Source organism: Polyangium jinanense (genome assembly GCF_028435265.1).
Taxonomy (GTDB): domain Bacteria; phylum Myxococcota_A; class Polyangia; order Polyangiales; family Polyangiaceae; genus Polyangium; species Polyangium jinanense.
Window position 1 is genome coordinate 1 of the sequence record NZ_JAGTJK010000027.1, and the last position, 18,655, is coordinate 18,655.

At 68.9% G+C, this 18,655-nt stretch carries 22 protein-coding genes; 11 read left to right on the forward strand and 11 right to left on the reverse strand.

All coding sequences use genetic code 11. The annotated features are described in order from the left end of the window. Window positions 1-224, reverse strand: a 224-nt coding sequence (locus KEG38_RS34645) for a hypothetical protein (protein ID WP_272424541.1), incomplete at its 3' end; no start/stop codon positions are given. A 529-nt stretch (window positions 225-753) separates the two neighbouring features. Between KEG38_RS34645 and KEG38_RS34650 the strand changes: the two genes are divergently transcribed. The 3 genes from KEG38_RS34650 (at window position 754) to KEG38_RS34660 (ending at window position 1,937) form a co-directional block, all read left to right on the forward strand. After that, window positions 754-882, forward strand: coding sequence for a hypothetical protein (locus KEG38_RS34650; RefSeq protein ID WP_272424543.1), 129 nt, complete (start codon window positions 754-756; stop codon window positions 880-882). A 94-nt stretch (window positions 883-976) separates the two neighbouring features. Next, the gene (locus tag KEG38_RS34655; RefSeq protein ID WP_272424544.1) at window positions 977-1,201 is read left to right on the forward strand and encodes a hypothetical protein; all 225 of its coding nucleotides are present in this window, start codon (window positions 977-979) and stop codon (window positions 1,199-1,201) included. A gap of 52 nt (window positions 1,202-1,253) precedes the next feature. Further along, the gene (locus KEG38_RS34660; protein ID WP_272424546.1) at window positions 1,254-1,937 is read left to right on the forward strand and encodes a helix-turn-helix domain-containing protein; all 684 of its coding nucleotides are present in this window, start codon (window positions 1,254-1,256) and stop codon (window positions 1,935-1,937) included. A 128-nt stretch (window positions 1,938-2,065) separates the two neighbouring features. Here the strand turns inward: KEG38_RS34660 and KEG38_RS34665 are convergent, their stop codons facing one another. The 3 genes from KEG38_RS34665 to KEG38_RS34675 form a co-directional block, all read right to left on the reverse strand. Further along, window positions 2,066-2,566: a hypothetical protein gene (locus KEG38_RS34665; RefSeq protein WP_272424548.1), complete on the reverse strand. Its 501-nt coding sequence runs from the start codon at window positions 2,564-2,566 to the stop codon at window positions 2,066-2,068. Between the two features lie 346 nt (window positions 2,567-2,912). Further along, a complete protein-coding gene (locus KEG38_RS34670) occupies window positions 2,913-3,173 on the reverse strand; it encodes a hypothetical protein (protein WP_272424550.1) in 261 nt (86 codons plus the stop codon). Between the two features lie 129 nt (window positions 3,174-3,302). After that, window positions 3,303-3,443: a hypothetical protein gene (locus tag KEG38_RS34675; protein WP_272424552.1), complete on the reverse strand. Its 141-nt coding sequence runs from the start codon at window positions 3,441-3,443 to the stop codon at window positions 3,303-3,305. On the opposite strand from KEG38_RS34675, the gene KEG38_RS56150 reads away from it, so the two are divergent. From KEG38_RS56150 to KEG38_RS34690, 4 genes are all read left to right on the forward strand, one after another. Next, on the forward strand, window positions 3,396-3,587 hold the full coding sequence (locus KEG38_RS56150; RefSeq protein ID WP_372518211.1) for a sigma factor-like helix-turn-helix DNA-binding protein: 192 nt from the start codon (window positions 3,396-3,398) through the stop codon (window positions 3,585-3,587). The genes KEG38_RS34675 and KEG38_RS56150 overlap by 48 nt on opposite strands. Continuing rightward, window positions 3,544-4,077, forward strand: coding sequence for an RNA polymerase sigma factor (locus KEG38_RS34680; protein WP_272424553.1), 534 nt, complete (start codon window positions 3,544-3,546; stop codon window positions 4,075-4,077). Before KEG38_RS56150 ends, KEG38_RS34680 begins: the two co-directional genes overlap by 44 nt. 438 nt (window positions 4,078-4,515) lie before the next feature. Next, window positions 4,516-4,731 (forward strand): hypothetical protein, encoded by a 216-nt coding sequence (locus KEG38_RS34685; RefSeq protein WP_272424555.1) that lies wholly within the window; start codon window positions 4,516-4,518, stop codon window positions 4,729-4,731. A 103-nt stretch (window positions 4,732-4,834) separates the two neighbouring features. Then, window positions 4,835-5,647, forward strand: a complete 813-nt coding sequence (locus KEG38_RS34690) for a hypothetical protein (protein ID WP_272424556.1) — start codon at window positions 4,835-4,837, stop codon at window positions 5,645-5,647. A 103-nt stretch (window positions 5,648-5,750) separates the two neighbouring features. Here the strand turns inward: KEG38_RS34690 and KEG38_RS34695 are convergent, their stop codons facing one another. Both KEG38_RS34695 and KEG38_RS34700 read right to left on the reverse strand, forming a co-directional pair. Next, a complete protein-coding gene (locus KEG38_RS34695; protein WP_272424557.1) occupies window positions 5,751-6,284 on the reverse strand; it encodes a hypothetical protein in 534 nt (177 codons plus the stop codon). A 10-nt stretch (window positions 6,285-6,294) separates the two neighbouring features. Next, window positions 6,295-6,693 (reverse strand): hypothetical protein, encoded by a 399-nt coding sequence (locus tag KEG38_RS34700; protein ID WP_272424559.1) that lies wholly within the window; start codon window positions 6,691-6,693, stop codon window positions 6,295-6,297. 454 nt (window positions 6,694-7,147) lie between these two features. Between KEG38_RS34700 and KEG38_RS34705 the strand changes: the two genes are divergently transcribed. Further along, entirely contained in the window at window positions 7,148-10,990 is a 3,843-nt protein-coding gene (locus KEG38_RS34705; protein ID WP_272424560.1) for an NACHT domain-containing protein, read from the forward strand. Window positions 10,991-10,993: 3 nt separating this feature from the next. Here KEG38_RS34705 and KEG38_RS34710 read toward each other — a convergent pair whose 3' ends face one another. From KEG38_RS34710 to KEG38_RS34720, 3 genes are read right to left on the reverse strand one after another with little or no spacing between them, the layout of a single operon-like run. Continuing rightward, window positions 10,994-12,196, reverse strand: coding sequence for a Bcr/CflA family multidrug efflux MFS transporter (locus tag KEG38_RS34710; protein WP_272424562.1), 1,203 nt, complete (start codon window positions 12,194-12,196; stop codon window positions 10,994-10,996). Further along, the gene (locus tag KEG38_RS34715; RefSeq protein ID WP_272424564.1) at window positions 12,197-13,888 is read right to left on the reverse strand and encodes an RluA/RlmK domain-containing protein; all 1,692 of its coding nucleotides are present in this window, start codon (window positions 13,886-13,888) and stop codon (window positions 12,197-12,199) included. It abuts the gene before it with no gap. A 4-nt stretch (window positions 13,889-13,892) separates the two neighbouring features. Next, complete coding sequence (locus KEG38_RS34720; protein WP_272424565.1) at window positions 13,893-14,849, reverse strand: LolA family protein; 957 nt, start codon at window positions 14,847-14,849, stop codon at window positions 13,893-13,895. 153 nt (window positions 14,850-15,002) lie between these two features. Here KEG38_RS34720 and KEG38_RS34725 point away from each other — a divergent pair, with 153 nt between their 5' ends. The 3 genes from KEG38_RS34725 (at window position 15,003) to KEG38_RS34735 (ending at window position 16,913) form a co-directional block, all read left to right on the forward strand. Continuing rightward, complete coding sequence (locus tag KEG38_RS34725; RefSeq protein WP_272424566.1) at window positions 15,003-15,659, forward strand: hypothetical protein; 657 nt, start codon at window positions 15,003-15,005, stop codon at window positions 15,657-15,659. 91 nt (window positions 15,660-15,750) lie between these two features. Further along, on the forward strand, window positions 15,751-16,398 hold the full coding sequence (locus KEG38_RS34730) for a hypothetical protein (RefSeq protein WP_272424567.1): 648 nt from the start codon (window positions 15,751-15,753) through the stop codon (window positions 16,396-16,398). Between the two features lie 47 nt (window positions 16,399-16,445). Next, a complete protein-coding gene (locus tag KEG38_RS34735) occupies window positions 16,446-16,913 on the forward strand; it encodes a hypothetical protein (RefSeq protein ID WP_272424568.1) in 468 nt (155 codons plus the stop codon). Window positions 16,914-16,930: 17 nt separating this feature from the next. Here the strand turns inward: KEG38_RS34735 and KEG38_RS34740 are convergent, their stop codons facing one another. Further along, complete coding sequence (locus KEG38_RS34740) at window positions 16,931-17,521, reverse strand: serine protease (RefSeq protein WP_272424570.1); 591 nt, start codon at window positions 17,519-17,521, stop codon at window positions 16,931-16,933. Between the two features lie 57 nt (window positions 17,522-17,578). Further along, window positions 17,579-18,604, reverse strand: coding sequence for a ParB/RepB/Spo0J family partition protein (locus KEG38_RS34745; RefSeq protein ID WP_272424571.1), 1,026 nt, complete (start codon window positions 18,602-18,604; stop codon window positions 17,579-17,581). Window positions 18,605-18,655 lie beyond the last annotated feature (51 nt).

The window sequence follows — 18,655 nt, forward strand, 5'->3', positions numbered from 1 at the left end:
GGGCCGCGAACAGTGGCGGGGGCCTTCGAGGCACAAGGGAGGCGACTTTCGCGCGGCGCCCCGATCGGCGCGAAGTGCTCGTGAACGTCGCCGGGGCCCGGGGCCGGGCCTGCGTCGCCGCTCGCGTGCACGCCTTCCTCGCCGCTCTTCTCGGCCGTGGTCGCCGTGGTCGCCGTGGCCGCCGTGGCGCAGCTCGTCGGCGTCGTCGTGCTCGAGCAGGCCATGCGGCCCGTGGCAGGGCGAAGGGCCCTCGGGCGGGGCTCGTCGGCGTCGCCGTCGCCGTGAGGGCCGCGGCCGTGGCGGAGCTCGTCGCCGTCGCCGGCATCGGCCGGGAGCTCGTCGCGGTCGAGTGCGGCGGGGTCGAGGTGGCGTCGACCTCGTGCCCGAGGGCATCGCCCTGCTCGCGCCGCCGCTCGCGTTCCTGCCGGCCGGGGAACGCCTGGGAACACGGAACCACGGCGCGAACCTCGCCTTCGTCCAGGTGCGGCGGGTCGAGCGCGCCGGTCACCTCGAAGGCCCCGACGTCATCATCGGCGAGGTGGGGCCCGGGGCCGGGGTTACGCCGGGACGAACCATTGCGAGGGCCGTGGATCGCGAGGGCCGCGAACAGTGGCGGGGGCCTTCGAGGCACAAGGGAGGCGACTTTCGCGCGGCGCCCCGATCGGCGCGAAGTGCTCGTGAACGTCGCCGGGGCCCGGGGCCGGGCCTGCGTCGCCGCTCGCGTGCACGCCTTCCTCGCCGCTCTTCTCGGCCGTGGTCGCCGTGGTCGCCGTGGCCGCCGTGGCGCAGCTCGTCGGCGTCGTCGTGCTCGAGCAGGCCATGCGGCCCGTGGCAGGGCGAAGGGCCCTCGGGCGGGGCTCGTCGGCGTCGCCGTCGCCGTGAGGGCCGCGGCCGTGGCGGAGCTCGTCGCCGTCGCCGGCATCGGCCGGGAGCTCGTCGCGGTCGAGTGCGGCGGGGTCGAGGTGGCGTCGACCTCGTGCCCGAGGGCATCGCCCTGCTCGCGCCGCCGCTCGCGTTCCTGCCGGCCGGGGAACGCCTGGGAACACGGAACCACGGCGCGAACCTCGCCTTCGTCCAGGTGCGGCGGGTCGAGCGCGCCGGTCACCTCGAAGGCCCCGACGTCATCATCGGCGAGGTGGGGCCCGGGGCCGGGGTTACGCCGGGAATTACTCACGTTTCCATCGTTCGCCCTTGTTCGTGAGCCGTGAACAGATATGTTTGACGTTCACGGCGCAACGGAGCACACTGTTTCCATGGTTCGCTTCGACGCTCCGGACGGTGCCAGGTTCGCCACGTCATGCCCCGGCGAGGGGTGGGGTTCCGTCGGCTGGACACGCCTCGACGCATGGCGCGGAGCTACAGGTTACCGGGAGCTCGCCGCGCGTCTCGGGTGCAGTCCGGGCCTGCTGACAGGCTGGAAACAAGGCCGAACGCCAGCGGCGCCGTACCTCGAAAAGCTCGAAGCCCTGGCAGACATCCCGCCGATCGCGTGGTCCTGGTGGACGCGTACCGGCGCGGGGAAGGCCGCGCCTTCCGATGCCCCGCGCACGGAAGCGGAAGCGCCGCCGCCGTCCGATCCCCCGCACGATGCGCCGCCCGTTCTGGGAACTACCGCGGAGGAACTCCGCGCAAGCGTCGCACGGCTGACGAAGATCCTACAGACGGGCAAGCTCTCCCCGGCGCAGATCGCGACGTTGGAAGGCAAGCGGATCACGGCTCTAACCGCGCTGGCGAAGCTCGAACAGGCCGCATCGATCGAGAATCACCCCGAGTGGCCCGGGGTCATGGCGGATCTCGTGGACGCAGTGTTTGACGCGATCGACGCGGCCGGGGTCGTGGTGAAGGCCGAGATCGGGATCGGGGCCCTGATCGCCGACCGTTTCGAGGCTCTACAGGCCAAGCGCCACGGGCGCGAGCCCCGACGAAATGCCGCGTAAACGGACCCGCAACGCGCGAACGAACGCACGGACGAACGCCGGAACGCGCGCGTCCGTGCGGCAAACAACGTCGAGCGCTGGACGTGCCACGTGAGGTGACCCCGCGCACGTGCGCCTCCGGGACTGAGTCATTGGTGCGTTGTTGGTCCGAGACGCCGTGGCCAAACATAGTCGAAGAGGATCAGCTTAAGGGTATTGAGGTCATTAAACGTACGCCTGCCTTGTATAACTCTTCCAGTCGGCAGGGTGATTGACCCGCGCCAGCCACCAGTCACGGGGACAATACAAAATTTGTAACCTTGCGTTTTGAGCTGCATGCCCACGACAATGGGCCTGTCGCTTATCAAGCGTTGTGGCCAGTAACGCTTAACCCACTTCGCCCGTCGAGCCGCCCGGTTTTTCAAACGGCGCTCGCGGCTCACTCCCTCGTAACCATCAGCCATCTTTTCGGCGCATACGCATCCGACACGTAGATCCGGCACATGCTCTGGATGGTGCATCCAGTGGACGTAGCGGACATTTTCGTTGCCGCACATTTCACATGTGTGGATGGTATCCTCAAGGTCTTCGACGTCGATGCACACCCACCCGCGCTGGGGGATGTTCTCCTTGTTCCAAAGGAACGCCATCGATCATGCTCCCTAACTAAGCGCCGGACAGCAGCTTCAACGCTCGCAGGCTGGAGGGTACAATGCGCATGGAGCATACCGTACCCGAGCACGTGCTGCGCCGGAAGGCTGCGCATTTGTGCAGGTGCGGGCAGGCTCCGCGGGATTTGCATTCCCGGTCCGGCAACCGCCCGTCTTGCCTGATCCGTCACGCCGTGAGCCCTCCCCGATCCGCTCGCCGGGGTAGCAGGCGAGGCGGGAAGGCCGGATAGCTGTCGGCCGAATATCTGTCATTCGGTCCGATCTGTCCCTCCGCGTATCGTGGACATTCGCGATCGAACCTCGTTTCCGGCCGCGGAGCATATCATTACCAGATGATAATGTGCCAAGAAAAACGTTCGTCCTTCGCTAAAATGGCTTGAACTCGCCACGCGAGCGCCCGTAAATCGAGCTCGGGCCGCCCGATGCGGTCCGGGAGCGATGCACAATGCAGCGCAAGGGACCCGAGCGCCCGACGGGCGCCAGCGGGGCGGGATTCGTCCGCCTTTTTGCCAGAGAACGGCCGCGAATTGTCGCGAAGCTGCGCCGGCTCGGTGTGCATGAGGTCGACGCGAACGACCTCGCGCAACGTGTGTTTTTGCAATACTCCCGGCTAAACAGGGCGCCGCGGAACCCTGCCGAATGGCTCATGCGAACGGCATGGTTTCTCGCGATGAATTGGCGACGCCTCGCCCGTCATAGGGTCGAGGTGCTCATGTCAGGGAGAGACCTGCAAAGGTGCGCCTTCGACCCGTCGCCCTCGCCAGAAGAGCGCGCCTCGCTTGGGGAATGGCTCGATCGGGCCGAACGGCTGCCGCCCGTCGAGCGCGCAGCGCTGCGGCTCCACCTCGAAGGCCATTCGATCGACGAGATAGCGCGCAGGCTCGAAACCTCGCGCGCTACCGCTTGGAAACGATTGCACGCTGGACAAGAGCGGCTGAAACGAACGGAGGGACGCCATGCAACGGCAATGGGTGGTCAACGAAGAGACAGGCGAGCATAGCGAACGGATCACGCTGGATCAATCCGATCTAGAGAAACTTCGGCCCTACGTCTGCGGCATTGCTCGCCGGGTAGGCGTTATCCCTGCCGACCGTGACGATTTGGCGCAGGACGTGCTTTTCGCATTCTGGCGATATTCCGACGAGCGACGGATCCGCGTCATCGAGGGGAAGGCCGACGTGGACGCCGCACGGACGCTCATCGCGGCGTTTGCAGTCCGGGCCGCCCGGCGCTATCGGCGGAGCGCAAGGTGGAGCGGTGGGGGCCCGGCAGACGAAACACCCTCGCGCGGGGGGGATCCCGCTCTCCGTTTCGAGGCTCGCGAAGCTCTTCGGATGGTCGAGCGATTGCCTCCGAACCTGCGCAGGGTGGTCGAGCTCGACGCGCTCGAGTACACGACAAGCGAGACTGCCGAGAGCGTCGGCGTGGTGCTCGGCACTGCCAAAAGCAGGCTTTCCCGGGCGCGTGACTTGCTGGCAATCATGAGGTGATCCGCCTCCCTGGTTCGGTCGGCCGATCGGACGGGCGTAGAAGCCCCGGGCGCCCCCTCACGAGCTCGCCCGGGGCCATCGGCGCGGCTTACGCCTTCCGGCGCTTGCGAGTGCTCTTGACGGCCGAGACGGGCGCATCGTGGCCCGACGTCGGGGGCTCACCGAGGAGGGCGTCTAGGGCTCGCATGGCGCGCCGCGCGCCTTCGATGTCACCTGCCTTGATTGACGCGTCCAGGGCTGCCCGGAGGGCCGCCGTCGCGGCGTCCAAGGGGTTCGTCGGGGGAGTCGCGGTCCCCTCGCGTTCTTGTCGGGATTCTGTCACGCTACCAGGAATCGCGGGGTTAGCTTCTCCGATCGCCATGGGTGGACCGACTGACAGATCCTCGTTTCCCGCGGGTTCTAGCTCGATCGGGTCGATCTCGTACTTTGGAAAAGGCGATGGGGCGGGAGCTCGGGCTCACGAAGAAGCAGCTTGACAAGATACCGTCGGTGATCTTGACGGAGGCCCAGCACAAGAGGATCACGACGTTGCTCAATGATGCTAGGCAGCGGCTGCCCCCCACGAGCAAGGAAAACGTCTGGAAGGTATACGAGGAGGTGTATGAGGACTTTCCGCACTGGCTCGCAGCCATCAAGCCCTATTTCGTGAAGTGAGATATCGCGAGACGAGGACATGAAAACCGAGGTCAAGGTTCTTTTCCATGCTCAACACATCCCTGGTGGACTGGAAGCCGTGTTCGGCCCGGCGGGGATACCGATGGATGCCGCGAAAGTGCAAGACTTCATGCTGCAACGCAAACGGCAGATTTGGGTAGACCTGACGCTCGACGAGACGGACGAACGCCTGTCGCTGCTCTTGAACCTCCTCAAGGACCGCGGAATCAGATGGCTCGAACGGCGTTACGACTGCTTCACCGATGAAGAGCTTGAGTCAGCACGCCTGATCGCCGCGTGGTACGACGTCAACGCCAGGGTCTTCGGGGGGCCCAGGATGGGCACGACGTACGACATGTCAGACGCCTGCAATCGGTGCGGCGCCGGGGCCCGGCAGACGTCCGCGATGATCATCGAGGGCGAAGACCTCCCCAAACTCGAAGGCCGGCGCGCGGCCACGACGTCCTACGACGACGTGCTCGTGGACGAGAAGCTCGCCGCGGCGCTCGCGCAGAGCGGCGCGACGGGGCTTTCGTTCCGGAGCGTCTTCGCGGCGTTCGAGGAGCGGGGCTTCCAGATTCCGTGGCGGCAGCTCTGCGCCACGCATACCCTGCCTCCCATGTCTCCCCGTTCGACCGGGGTCTACCCCTACAAGCCCTGCGCATGCGGGCGGAGTAGCTTCACGGGGAAGGAGGAGGTCCCTATGCGCATTGCCTACCGCGCCTCGGACGTCGCCGATATCCACGACGTGAACGTGACGTGGGAATGGTTCGGTGAGGTGAATTTCGAGGGTGACGTGAGCGACGCCCTCTTCCCATACCCCTTGTTCCTCGTCACCCCCAAGGTCCGCCGCATCTTCCAGGGCGCCGGCGTCACCGGGTTCGACTGGATCCCGATCCGCGTCGAGGATGGCTGAGCCACGGCCCCCCGTCCACGCGACACCTTGAGAGGGGTAGGTCGCCGCGGCTGTTTCGAAATTTTCCTTGACAAACGTTCTGAAAGCAGGGCTGTCCAGCCCTCTACTGCGTCGACTGTGCCGGAGGTTTCCCGCCAAGGTCGCGAACCACCTGAAGCTCCATCTTCCCCGTGCGCGGCGCCGCCGATCCGGACGAAGCCGGCGAAATCCGGACGACGATGGGCTTCCCGGATCGGGGTGGAGTCTTCGCCGACGACGCGGCGGGCGCGGAGCTCGCGCTCGCACTCGCGCTAGGCGCGACGGGCACCGGCAACGCGGTCAGCGCAGCACACGACCACGCGCCGAGGAGCACATACGCGCGACTGCAACGGACGTCGACGGTGCCTCCCGTCGTGTTGACCTCGAGCGTGTGCGCCCATGGCACACGGTCCCACTTCATCGGCACCGCCTCGCACCCGGGAGGCTGCCCCATGCAGGCGGTTTCGCTCGCCAACTGGTCGACCTCGACCGTCGACGCGAACACGTTCACGACGCCGAGGATACACGCGACGAATATCAGCGTGCCGCCGACGAACTCGACCCAGGCAGCAGGTCCGCGAGCTCGAACGCGCGCGGGTGACTGTCGCTGCTGTTCCATCGTGGCACCCTCAGCGCGAACAGGCGTCACGCCTGTCCGCCTCGAAGTAGGTCAGCGCGCAGCACAGCGTGTACTCGCCCTGCGGTACGCCATTCTCGTCGAGCTCCGCGATGGGCGGGCCGTTTGGCTCGTACAGACACGACGCGTTCCGCAGTGGCTCGACGGGATAAATCCCGCGGAGGGGCAAGTCCTTCGGACACCGATGGACGCCCAGCCGACTCTTGCAAAGACGCGCCTGGTCGGGCAGGCGCAGGTGAGGGCCGAACATCATCGCGATCTTCATCGGCTCGCGGAGGACCATCTCCTCCTCGCGACTCGGCGCGCATGCAGCGGACACGAGGAGCGGCGCGACGAAGGAGAAGGCCGTGAGGTACAGAGGAAACCGTGCGGAGGTTGATGACCGAGGCATGTTCCTGGTCAAACTCGTACCTGGAAAAACCCACCTCCGCAATCCGTTTCTGACGCGCAGTGTACGCCCCCGGATCCTCCGACAAACTCCCACACCGAGCCGCTGCGCCGGGGCGCTGCCCCGGACCCCGCGGGGGCTGTTCGCCCCTCGACCCGAACCAGGGCAAGCCCTGGACCGTTCGTGGAAGAACTGCGCGATGCGCAGTTCTTCCAACAGGCCGGTGGTACCCCGTTGCCGGTTGAAACGTCAGCGCTGCTGTCTTGGCGGGCAGGCTCGTCGTTGGTCTTGACTCTGCCCGTTCGATGAACTGCGCATCGCGCAGTTCATCGACCCCGAGTCCAGCGCTTGCGCTGGTCCGGGTGCAGGGGCGGACAGCCCCTGCTGGGGCCTGGGGCAAAGCCCCAGCGCAGCGCCGTCTTCATGCCACGCCCCACTTCCGGTATGCTCCCTCGACGTGTCCTTCCCGCTCCTCGTCCTCCACCTCTCGGACCTGCATTTCGGCCCGCATGGTCGCTTCGGGGGCCAGGATGGCGAGCGGCTCGCTGCGCGCTTCGCTGCCGCGATCGACGCCGCGCGCGAGGAGCTTGGCATTCGGCAGGGCGTGGGGCTCGTCGTGGTCACGGGTGACATCGCCGAGGCGGCGCGCAAGAACGAATACGAGGCCGCGCTCGGGTTTTTTGGGCACCTCGATGCGCTTCTTCGTGTCCCGCGGGATCGATTCGTGTTCGTCCCTGGAAACCACGATGTCTCCTGGGCCGAGACACGCAAGGTCCAGATCGAGCAGGAAGACGAGGGGTTCGACGATGCCGAGCTCGAACGCCGCCTCGCTCTCGTGCGCCTCGCGCGATTCGAAGCGTTCGTGACGGCGTTCCACGGGCGCCCGCGCGCCGAGCTGCCGACCGTGACCTCGATCGGCCATGGCGCCGTCGTCCACCATTTCGCCATGCCGGATGGCGGGATCGCCGTCGCCGCCTTGAACTCCTGCGAGCGCGAGTCCCACGCGCGGCAGGGCGGATCGTTCGGCGAGGCGCAAGCTCAGCGCTTGCTCGATCATCTGCGCGGTTTGCCCCCGTCGTGGATGTCGATCCTCGCCGTGCACCACAATCCGATCACGCCCGTGCCGGAGGCCGTGGAGAGCTGGGTGCAATGGCTGCGCGGCCACCCCGGTCCGCTCAAGCCCGAGACGATCGAGCATTTCGCCGCCGACGCTGCCGGCTTCGAGGGCAAGGAGCACCTGCGCGCCGTGACCGAGGACGCGCGGGTCTCCGTGGTCCTGCACGGACATCATCACGGCGCCGATGCCCATGCATTCCCGTTCCGGCGCGGGGAGAAGGGGCACACGCTCGTGCTCTCGTCCGGGAGCTGGGGGCTTTCGCCCGGGAAGCTGCCCGAGAGCCAGCCGGCGATGGTGCACCTGCTGGAGCTCGATCCGGCCCGGCGGCAAGCGCGGTCGATCCTGCGGATCTACGCGCCGCGCGTCCGCGCCGAGGGGCAGGTCGAGCCGGGGACCTTTGCGGTGGATCCGGCGAGCCCGCGCGGCGCCACGCTCGATCTGTACGTGCCGAAAGGGTTTGGCGAGGAAAAACAGATCGTCACGCCGTCCGAGGCCGTCGAGGTTTCGGCGTTCGTCGAGGCGTATCGCCGGCGGTTCGGCGCACGTTATGTGCGCTGGGACCTCGGTGGCGTGGGCGTGACGCAGCCGAGCGGGGGAGGGCCGCCCGTGCCTTCGCGGCTCGACGAGATGTTCGTGCCGCCGAGGCTCGGGACGAATACGGACGCGGACCGGCTCGACGATGGCGCGCCGCTCGAGCCCTTCGCGCTTGCCACGCGCGAAACGCCGCTCGTCATTCGGGGCCCGGCCGGCTGCGGAAAGACCACGATCCTGCGCCATTGTTTCCGCAAGCTGCTCGCCGAGGGCGAAAAGAACTGTGTCCCGTTTTTGATCGAGCTCCGCGAGCTCGGGCGCGCATGGGAGCGGGCGGTGCCGAGCGAGCGGACGCTCGAAGCCTATCTCGCGGGGCGCCTCGCCGAGGTGCGCGGGCGCGACGAACGAAAGACGCTCGCCGTGCTCTTCGACGATCCCACGGGGCCGCGGCCCATTCTGCTGGTTGACGGCTGGGACGAGCTCGGCGATCTCGGGGACGAGGTGCGCGAGAAATTGATGGGCCTGCTCGGCACGTCGCCGCGCGTGCTCGCGGTCGTGACGAGCCGTCCTTATGGCGAGAGCCGGCCTTCGGGCGCCGAGGGGTTCGACGTGCTCGACGTGCAGCCGCTCTCGGACGAGGAGATCCGGGCGTTCGCGACGCGCTTCCACGGGCGCGTGCACGGCGAGGACGAGGCGTCCGCCCACGCCGCGAGCGAGCGCTTCGTCTCGGCCCTCGCGTCGAGCGCCGAGGCCGAGGCACTCGCGCGGACGGCGCTCCTGCTCGTGATGATGCTTTTCGTGCACCGGTCGAGGCCGCTCCCGGACAAACGGCACGAGCTATACCGGATTTGCCTCGACAACCTGCTTTCGGCCCGGCCGCGTGCGAAGGAGGCGGAGGGGGCGCGGGCGCCGTCGGCGGTGTTCCGGCCCGAGGACGCAGCCGAGCGGATGCGTGTGCTCGCGGAGCTCGCCGATCGGGTGCAGCGCGATGGCTATCGCGAGCAGAGCCGGAGCCCGATCGTACGCACGGAGGACGAGCTTTGCGCGCTCTTGCCCTCGCGCTTCTCGTACGAGGAGCGACGCGGGTTCATCGCGTGGCTGGTCTCCTCGGCGGGCGTGCTCGTGGATCGCGCCGACGAGACCTTTTCGTTTGCGCACCTGAGCTTCCAGGAATACCTCGTGGCGCACCATTGGGCCGCGGTGGTGGAGGGGGCGGAGGCGCGGGTCGCGCTTTGCCGGCGGTATTTGCACGATCTTGCGTTCTGGGAGACGCTCAGGCTGTGGGCGGCGGTCGTGGAGGACCGGAATCCCGCGCATCTCGCGGCGGTGCTGGAGAATCTCATCGAGGGAGACGCGGACGGGTTCTGGCTCGCGGGCGTGATGTTCGCGGACGGGCTCGGCGCGGGGCATTTCGAGGCGTGGTGCGCGCGGCTCTCGGCCCATTTCCACGTGCACGAGCAGGTGCGCGGGTTCGCGGCCGCGCGGGCGTGGGCGGCGAGCCGGCAGGAGGGGCGGCGGCAGCGGCTCGCGGCGGCGTGGCCAGAGGTGGCGTCGCAGGCGCGATGGCTGCCTGGGGTCATTGCGGCGTCGTGGTGGCAGGAGGCGCGGCTCGGGCGCGAGGAGGCGGAGCCGCCGGCGATGTCGCGATTGCTTTCGGCGGCGGGCGAGGGGCAAGGCGTGGCGCGTGGTCGGGCGCTCGGCGGGTCGAGCCCGGTTTGGCCGGGCGATCCGCCGGAGCTCTCGCTGCTCCATTTGTGGCCGGGTCCGCGGGGTCCCGCGGCGGCGCGATTGCAGACGTTGATCTCGCTCGGCGGCAAACGCGAGCACCTCGGGCGCGCGGCCCGGCGGGCGCTCGTGCCGGAGCGGGAGGAGCGGGATCTGGCGCGGTACATGGCGCGGTATCTGGCGCGGTCGTGGGCGAAGGAAGCGGCGCACGACGACTGGGTGCGCACGTGGGCGCTCGACCTCGCGCGGGACTGGGCGATGGATCTGTCGCGCTCGTGGGCGCGGGAATGGGCGCGGGATTTCGCGCTCGATCTGGCGCGGTACTGGGCGCGTTATCTGGCGCGGTACTGGACGCGGGATCTGGCGCGGGACTGGGCGTTTGATCTGTCGCGCTACTGGGCGCGGGACTGGGCGCAAGATTGGGTGCTCGACATGGCCTGGGTCTGGGCGCACGAGCTCGAATTGCCCGAGGAGCCGTGGACGCTCGATTTCGCGGCCGCGGAGCTCGCGGGGATCGGCCGGGCCGGGACACGCGCGGTGCTCGCGTTCTCGGAGCCGAAGGATCCACTCCTGCGCCTGTTCCACGAGGCATGCCGCCTGTCCTTGCGTCCGCGTTCGGAATCGATGCCTTTTCGCCGTGCGCTCGCGGAGCTGCCGGAAGGAATCGACCCGCTCTGGCCGGCGCTCGCGCGGCACGTGGCGCGCATGTCGACGCCCGAGGACCGGAAGCTCTTGTGCGAGCTCGCCGAGCGCCCGGAGAGCCGCGAAAAACCGCTCTCCTGGGGGCTTCGGTATTACGTGCGCGGCGACCTCGTGCTCGACGACGGGACCGAGGTCGAGCTCGACGAGCTCTGCGACGAGGCGGGGATCGCCCGATTGCCGTGGCTCGTGGATATGCCGGACGAGCTCGACGTCGAGTTCGATTGAGGGTCAGCGCCGCGCGAAAAAGCCGGCGAGGAAGGTGGCCGCGCCGCAGGCGGCCATGACGCCCGCCATCGGGCGCATCGAGCCATCGTTGAAGAGGCCCACGAGGGACGACGCGCAGGCCGCGATGCCGAATTGAATCGACCCGAGCAGGGCGGAGGCGAGGCCCGCCCGGGCCCCTTGCTCCTCCATCGCGAGCGCGGTCGCATTCGGCCCGATGAAGCCGATGCTCGCCAGGAATCCGAACAGCATCGCGGCCACCGCGGGCAAACCCCCGACCCCGGTCACCGCAATGGCGTAGAGGACCACGCCCACCGTCGCCGCCGCGACCGTTCCGCGCGCGAGGAGCCGGCCCGGCGCGAAGCGCGCGAGGAGCTTGTGGTTCACCTGGGACGCGGCGATGAACCCGACCGCGTTCGCCCCGAAAAACCACCCGTACCGCTGCGGCGAGACGTGGAAGAGGTTGATGAGGACGAAGGGCGAGCCCGAGATGTACGCGAACATGCCCGCCTGCGAGAATGCGCCCGTGAGCGTGTACGCGACGAACGAGCGGTGCCCGAGGAGCGCGCGGACATTGCGGGCGAGGGACCGGACCTCGATGCGCGTCCGCGTGGTCGAGGTCTCGGGCAGCGCCGCGGCCATCAGCGCGAGGCAGGCGGCGCCGAGTACGGTGAGCACGACGAAGATGGTTCGCCAGCCCGCGATTTCCAGGGTGAAGCCGCCGAGGAGCGGCGCCAGGATGGGCGCCGCGCCCATGACCAGGATGAGCATGGAGAGCAGCCGGGCTGCCGCGGCGCCCACATAAAGATCCCGGACCACCGCTCGCATGACGACGGGCCCGGCGGCGCCGCCCAGCGCTTGCAGGAACCGGAGCGCGATGAGCGCTTTTGCATTCGGCGCGAGCGCGCATCCGGCCGACGCGAGCACGTACAGGGTGAGCCCGAAATAGAGCGGGCGCTTGCGGCCGAACCGATCCGTGACCGGTCCATACCCGAGCTGGCCGATGCCGAGCCCCGCGAAATACGACGCGAGCGTGAGCTGCGTCATCGAGGCGGTGGTGCCGAGATCCCGCTCGATCGAGGGCAAGCTCGGCAGGTACATGTCGATCGTGAGCGGCCCGAGCGCCGCGAGCGCGCCCAGGATGAGCGCGAGCAGGCCCGGGCGATCACGGTGGGAGAGGTGATCGTCGGAGGGGAGGGAGGTCGCCATTCAACCCCTCTCGAGCGTGACGAGCACCGTCTTCAAATGGGCTTCTGCGCCCGGCTCCGGCGGGAAATCCTCAGGATCGGGCCACTCCTTCACCTGCGCCGCGCCCCGCCCCGCGTCGCGCGCGGCGTCCTGCAGCACACGCTTGAACTTGGCGCGCGAGATTCCCTTGTGATTCGTGCACGCGAGGAGCCGTCCGCCCGGCGCGAGCACGCGGAGGACGCTCGCCGCGAGCTTTTTGTAATCGCTCTCCGCGGAGAAACGCGTCTGCTTCGTGGTCGCGAAGCTCGGCGGATCGAGGAGCACGAGGTCGAATGGTCCTTCCTTGGTGGCGCTCTTTTCGAGCCATTTGATCGCGTCCGCCTCGACGAGCGCGTGCGCCGCGGGATCCACACCGATCCGGTCGAGGTTCCGCCGCGCCCAATCGAGCGCGCCGCGCGACACGTCCACGCTCACCGTTCGCCGCGCCCCGCCCGCGGCCGCCGCCACCGTGAAGGGGCACGTATAGGCGAAGAGGTTCGCGACGGACAACCCCGAGGCCATTTCCCGCACGCGGCGACGGTTTTCCCTTTGATCCAGGAAGATACCCGTGGACAAACCATCGCCGAGCCGCACCTCGTACGGCAAGCCGAGCTCGTGCACGACCATCGGATCGGGCGCGGGCGCGCCGCGGACCGGGTCCTTCGGCGCGAACTGCGGCTCCCGCGCGTCGACGATGCGGCTTGCGTGCTTCGGGCGGATCTTGAGGTAGATACCCGTCGGGCCGAGCCGGAAGGCCGCGTCGAGGATCCGCTCCCGCGCGGCCTCCGCGTCCTCGTCGTAAAGCGAAACGACGAGGAAATCCCCGTATCGATCCACCGTGACGCCGGGCAATCCGTCGCCCGCGGCATTCGCGAGGCGGAAGGCATCCGTGCCCGGGAGGCGCGCGATCCACGCGCGGCGCTCGGCGGCCTCGCGCAAGCGACGCTCGAGGGCGTCCACGTCGGAGAGCCCTTCTTTCCCTTCGAGAAAATCCGAAAAGAAGACCGGAATGGGGGCGCGGAGCGTGAGGGGGCGGCCGCCTTCCGGGTGGTCGAGGACGAGCTCTTCGAGGTGCAAGGCGAGCCGAGGCGCCGGATCTCCGCCGCGCGCCACGTCGCCCACGATCGGAGCTTGTTCGGCGCCGAGCTGGGCCGGGAGATCCACGGGACAACCAGGCTCGGGCGTGAGCGCGAGGAGCGTGCGATCGCCGCGCCGCTCGAGGACGCGGAAGTTCACGGTGGAGACCTGGCCCGCCCGCGCCGAGGGCGGCAAGACGCGATGGCCGCCGTCGCCCGGCGCGAGCCGATGCCGCAAGACGCCCTTGTCCGGCCCCTTGCCGCGGCCGAGCATGCCCGGCGTGCCGCGGACGAGCGCGACGTAGGTGCGGCGCGCGCGGCGGCGCTCGATTTGTTCGGCAATGGATCGGTTCGCCTCGCGGCGGCGCGTGAAGACGAGCACGCCCGAGGTGTCCCGTTCGAGGCGCTGGTGGACGCCAAGGTAGACGGGCGCGCCCGGCTGCATGGCCTCGTAATAGGCCGTGAGGCGGCGATGGACGTCGTCGCTGCGCTCGGGCGCGTGTGTCGGGACGAACGGGGGCTTGTCGATGGCGACGAGGTCTCGGTCCTCGTGGATCAGACGGCCCGGCGGGGAGAGCGGCCAGAGGTCGAGCGGCACGGCTTCAATTCTGGGTCACGTTGGTGCCCGGCGGAGGGGTGAAGGTGAACTCGGCGGGGTCGATCGTGGCGGGTTGCGTCGAGCCCTCGAAATCGAAGCGGTTGCGGTTGCCCTGGGCGTCGACGAGCATGACGCGGCGGATCACGCCGGGATCCTTCTTCTCCAGGAACGCCTTGTCCACGTAGAAATACACCGAGTCGTAATGTGGCGTCGCTTGCCGGGGTTTCCCGAGCAGGACGGGGCCGCCCTCGAACTTGGATTTGTCGTGGAACGCGAAGTTGAACGAGGGGCCGAGCCCCTTGCCCATCAGGAAGGCGAGGGCGCCGGGGTACTCGGTCTTGTCCACGGGCTGCACGAACATCTGGTTGTCCTCGCCGATGTAGACCTTGAGCGTCGTGCCGTCGGAGACGATGCGATTCTTGCTCGGCGCGTCGTACCGGAAGGAGATCTTGTTCGGCCGCTCGAAATAGAAGACGCCAGTCGATTTCTTCGTCGTGCCCGCCACTTTTTGCGTGTGCTCCTGCTTGAACTTCGCGAAGAAGGTCTTCTTGTCGAGGAAGACCTGATCGATCGCCACGGCCACGGCGTCGGCCGAGCCAGGCGCAGGCGCGGCCGAGGGCGCAGGCTCCGCGGCGGAGGCGGTGGCGGGTGGCGCGGCCGCGGAGGCGGTCGCGGGCGGCGCGGCGGCGGACGCGGTCGCGGTCGGGCGCGGGGACGCGGCGGCGGAGGCGGTTGCGGTGGCGGGCGCGGGCGCGGGCGCGGCGGCGGAGGCGGTTGGTGCGGCGGCCGTGGGCTCCGCGGCGGGGGCGGCGCTCGTGGTGGCGGCCGGGGCGGCGGCGCTCGGCGGGGGCGGCGCGGGCGCGGCGGAGGAAGTCGGGAGCGCGGTCGGGGCCGGGTCGTCCTGGCAGGCGGCGAGGGCGAGGAGCAGGGCGGAGGTGGCGAGGAGCGGGCGCTTCGGCATGTCGATCGTCTCGGCTTGTAGCAAAGGACAGGAGGGGCGTCGTCGGGATCTTTCGGCGGCGCGGACCCCGGGGGAACGGCACGGGGGCCTCGGAGGTTACATGCGAGGCGAGGAGGCCATTCCGCGGGGCGAAATCGGGTAGGATCGCCCGCGATGGAGCCACTCGTCGACCTTCCGTGGTGGCTGCGCGAGCATGTGGGGGTGCTCTTCGCGGGCTTGGCCTCCGGGGCGTACTGGGTCGCGCTGGCCCACAACCGGGACGTCGACGGGGACATGTTCGTCTCCGTCATCCGGAGGATCATCGAGGCCGGCAACCTGCCACGCGCCCTCAAGATCACGAACGCCGGTCACCCCCTGCCGGTCTGCGTGGCCACGAAGGCCGCGATCCTCGCGGCCGTGCGCGTGGGCTCACCGGAGAGCGCGGCGCGTGGCGGATATCGTGGCGGACCGAATGCCGCCCTCGTGCCCGTCTTCTCCGAGATCGCCCGTGACTACGACGAGGCGTTCCGGAAAGCCGCGGCGCTGCTCTGGAGGGCCTTGTTCCTCGCGTTGCCGTCGCCGTTCCTGCTCGTCCTCGCCGCGTGGGGCTCATTCGAAAGCTGGCGGCCCGCGTCCTTTCCCTGGGGGATGCTCCTCGCCGTGAGCGGGATCCTCGCGCTCGTGTATGCGGGGAATTGCCATGTCCGGATCGTGCTTTCGCGCGAACGCGTGTTCCGAAACCTCGCGCCGCTCTTCGAGCAAATCGCCCGGGACGGTGGGAGGGCCGTGGGAGGGCCGTATGAGGCGCAGGAGCGCACGATCGCGACGTGAGCCGTTTTCCCTCGCTCGGGCGTCCTTCGGTTTGGCGCGTAAACACGCGTATCGGCCGGGCGGATGCCCCGTTTCACGAGGAGAACGGAAAATGATGGCGAAAAGGCAGCTTTCTCTGGTGCTCGTGTCCACGATGGCTCTGCTCGGTATCGCGTGCGGGGGCGGCGAAACACCGCAGCCCGAGACGGCGCCGCAGCCGCCCGCCGAGACGACGACGCCGCCGGCGCCGGCCGAAACCACGCCGCCGCCCGCGACGACGGCCGCGGAGCCCGCCCCGACGCAGGCCGCTCCGGCCCCCGCGCCCGAGCCCGCCCCCGCGCCGAAGCCCGGCAAGGAGCGAATCGTCGGTCAATGGCAGTTCGATTTCTCGGGCGAGCCGCGCGCCAACGCCGAAGCCGAAGCCAAGAAAAAAGCCGGCAAGGACGAGAAGAAATATGCCGCGCTGATGAAGGAGCTCGAAGAGGCCGCCGCCGGCGAGTGGATCGAGTTCACCGTCGATTCCGTGTACGTTTCGCACGTCACCGAGAAGGGCAAGGACAAGGTCATCCTCAAGGTGAAGTACGAGGTCGTGAAGGACGAGAATGGGACCGTGGTGATGAAGCCCGCAGGCAAGGACGAGATCTCGAAGAAGGAGATGCCGAAGGATCTCGCGATCACCATCACATTGAAGGACGACAAGACGCTCGAGCTTGTGGACCCGAAGAAAAAGATGACGCTCGTCTTCAAGCGCAAGTCCTGATCCTGCTTCGTCGCGCGTGCGGCTTGCGAAGTGCCCCGCGCCCCTGCATGATCGTTCCTCCGGAAAATGGAAAACCCCCGCCCGACGGAGGGATCGTGACGCCCGATACACACACGGCTGGTGAGCACCGCATCGAGCGCGAGGAGACGGACCTTTTCGTCTATCGTTTCACGCGCGGAACGGCGACCGGCGCGCACGTCGGCGAGCTGAGCAAGCTCGAGAAACCCTTGTGGGACGAGTGCGCGCCGATCTACAACCTCGTCGTCCTCGGCGAGGATCTCTCCATCGCCCCCGGCGCGATCACCGAGACCGCCAAGCTCTTCCGCGCGTCGCCTCCGCGCACCGCCGCCTACGTGGTGCGGAGGTTCTTCCACCGGACGTCGATGGAGTTCCTCACGCGCATGATCCGCGCGTTCGGGGTGAACATGTACGGCAAGGTGTTCGACAACGAGGCGAGCGCGCGCGCATGGCTCGCCGAGCGGCGCAGGGGGCGCAACCGCAAGAGCGTGATGTAGGCGCGATCGGCAGGGCGTTACTTCGTGTCGGGATCGTCGCCGGCCGGGTCGCGGCTCTCGATGACGATCGTGCCGCGCTTCGTGGTGGCCTTGCGCGGCGGCGGGGACGGGTTCGTGAGGGAGGCCAAGAGCTCGGGCGCAGGGGCGCCGGCGATGGGCAGCACGATCTCCTTGGTTTCGGCGCCGCGCTCGTAGGTGACGCGAAGCTCGGGCGCGGTGGCGAGCGAGGTCCACGCGTCCCAGAGTTGCTCGGGGGTCTCGACGGTCTTGCCGTTGATGCGCGTGACGACGTCGTCCGGGCGGACGTCGAGCCCGGTCCACTCCTCCGGGATGGCCACGAGGCGCCAGCCGACGAACTTGCCGTCCCGGAAGACCTCCTCGGGCCAGACGCGGCGGAGCAGCCACGGCAGGCCCATCGGCAGGACGGTCTTCAAGGTCTCCCGTTCGATCTTGTCCGGGGCCTTCGCCGGGCCCTGGTCGGCGGCCCCGGACGCGCCCTTCGCCGGGGTTTTTGGCGCGGCCGGCGGAGGGGATGCCTCGCTCCCGCCGCCACAGCCGAGCAGGGCCAAGGAGAGCAGGCCGAAGAAGTACACGTCTCGCCGCAGCATGCGGGGACTATGGGAGAGCGGCGCGCCGCTTGCCAACAATCCGGACGGGTCCTCGCGTCAGGCGGCCTCTTCCATCGGCGGGCCGCCGGTGCGGGCGATCTGCTCGGGCCGCACCCGGCCGACGTCGAAGGCGTGGGCGGCGTCGAGCATGCGATCGAGGACGTCGTCCACGGCCATCGCAGCGCCCTTGCGGAAGCGGAGCGGATTCAGCCGCGCGACGACGAAGGGCTTGAGGAAGGGGCTCTCGAAGCCACGCGCCTTGAGCTCGGCGGCGATCTCGGTGACGCGGTCGTCGAGCTCGAGGAGCCGCTCGGCCTGCGCTTCACGGCGGGCGAGGGCCTCGGGGAGCGGGAGGTCGAGGAAGGCGTCCGAGGCGCGGAGGACGCCATGGTACGAGCCTCCCGAGAAGCGCGGGCGGGCCTCGTAGCAGAGTCCGAGCGTGAGCAGCGCGGGCTCCTCGAACTCGAAGGAAAAATCCTTCTCGGCGCGGTCCGAGCCTGCGTCGGCGAGGGAGCGGGCCATGCGGATGACCTCGATCGCGCGTTCGCGGACGTTGTGCGCCTTCTCGGTGTTGAGGGCGAGGATCTGGTAGGCGACACGCTCGTCCGGCACGACGAGGGCGACGAGGGCGCGGCCGCCGAGGCGCTTCATGGCCTCGAGGCGGTGGCGGCCGTTCGGGGTCCAGTAGCGGCCATCGGGACGGCGGAAGGCGATGATCGGGTCGAGGAAGATGCCGATCTTGTCGAGCACGGTCGCGAGCTTCTGCGCGTGGGCCTCCGAGAGGTCGCGCTGGAACGGCGTGGGCTCGACGCGGTCGAGCGGTAGGCCCGCGAGGAGGGTGGGGTGGGCGCCGAGCGGGTCGCGGTAGATGGCGAGGACCGAGCCGCCGTCCTCCTGGATGGCGTGCGCGAGGCTTTCGACCTCGGGCGGGACCGGGCCGGCGAGCAGGACGCCGGCGGGCAGGCCGCGCGATCCCTCGGCCGGGGCTTTCTTGCGGCGGGTGCGTTTTGCGGGCGGCGCGGCGGCGTCGGCTGTCGCGGGCGCTTTTTTGGAGTGGGGTGCGGCGCGTTTGGTCGTGGCCATGCACCGCGTTCGTTCGGCGCGACGTTCGTCCCGGCAACTGGATCAACGGAG

Coding starts and splice junctions, on each gene's coding strand:
- KEG38_RS34710 (WP_272424562.1), bottom strand. CDS start 12,196: ATGGCGACCTCCCTCCCCTCCGACGATCACCTCTCCCACCGTGATCGC.
- KEG38_RS34665 (WP_272424548.1), bottom strand. CDS start 2,566: ATGGCGTTCCTTTGGAACAAGGAGAACATCCCCCAGCGCGGGTGGGTG.
- KEG38_RS34740 (WP_272424570.1), bottom strand. CDS start 17,521: ATGCTGCGGCGAGACGTGTACTTCTTCGGCCTGCTCTCCTTGGCCCTG.
- KEG38_RS34730 (WP_272424567.1), top strand. CDS start 15,751: ATGATGGCGAAAAGGCAGCTTTCTCTGGTGCTCGTGTCCACGATGGCT.
- KEG38_RS34675 (WP_272424552.1), bottom strand. CDS start 3,443: ATGGCCTTCGAGGTGGAGCCGCAGCGCTGCGCGCTCGACGGGCGGCAG.
- KEG38_RS34700 (WP_272424559.1), bottom strand. CDS start 6,693: ATGCCTCGGTCATCAACCTCCGCACGGTTTCCTCTGTACCTCACGGCC.
- KEG38_RS34685 (WP_272424555.1), top strand. CDS start 4,516: ATGGGGCGGGAGCTCGGGCTCACGAAGAAGCAGCTTGACAAGATACCG.
- KEG38_RS34660 (WP_272424546.1), top strand. CDS start 1,254: ATGGTTCGCTTCGACGCTCCGGACGGTGCCAGGTTCGCCACGTCATGC.
- KEG38_RS34720 (WP_272424565.1), bottom strand. CDS start 14,849: ATGCCGAAGCGCCCGCTCCTCGCCACCTCCGCCCTGCTCCTCGCCCTC.
- KEG38_RS34725 (WP_272424566.1), top strand. CDS start 15,003: ATGGAGCCACTCGTCGACCTTCCGTGGTGGCTGCGCGAGCATGTGGGG.
- KEG38_RS34690 (WP_272424556.1), top strand. CDS start 4,835: ATGGATGCCGCGAAAGTGCAAGACTTCATGCTGCAACGCAAACGGCAG.
- KEG38_RS34735 (WP_272424568.1), top strand. CDS start 16,446: ATGATCGTTCCTCCGGAAAATGGAAAACCCCCGCCCGACGGAGGGATC.
- KEG38_RS34745 (WP_272424571.1), bottom strand. CDS start 18,604: ATGGCCACGACCAAACGCGCCGCACCCCACTCCAAAAAAGCGCCCGCG.
- KEG38_RS34695 (WP_272424557.1), bottom strand. CDS start 6,284: ATGGAACAGCAGCGACAGTCACCCGCGCGCGTTCGAGCTCGCGGACCT.
- KEG38_RS34680 (WP_272424553.1), top strand. CDS start 3,544: ATGCAACGGCAATGGGTGGTCAACGAAGAGACAGGCGAGCATAGCGAA.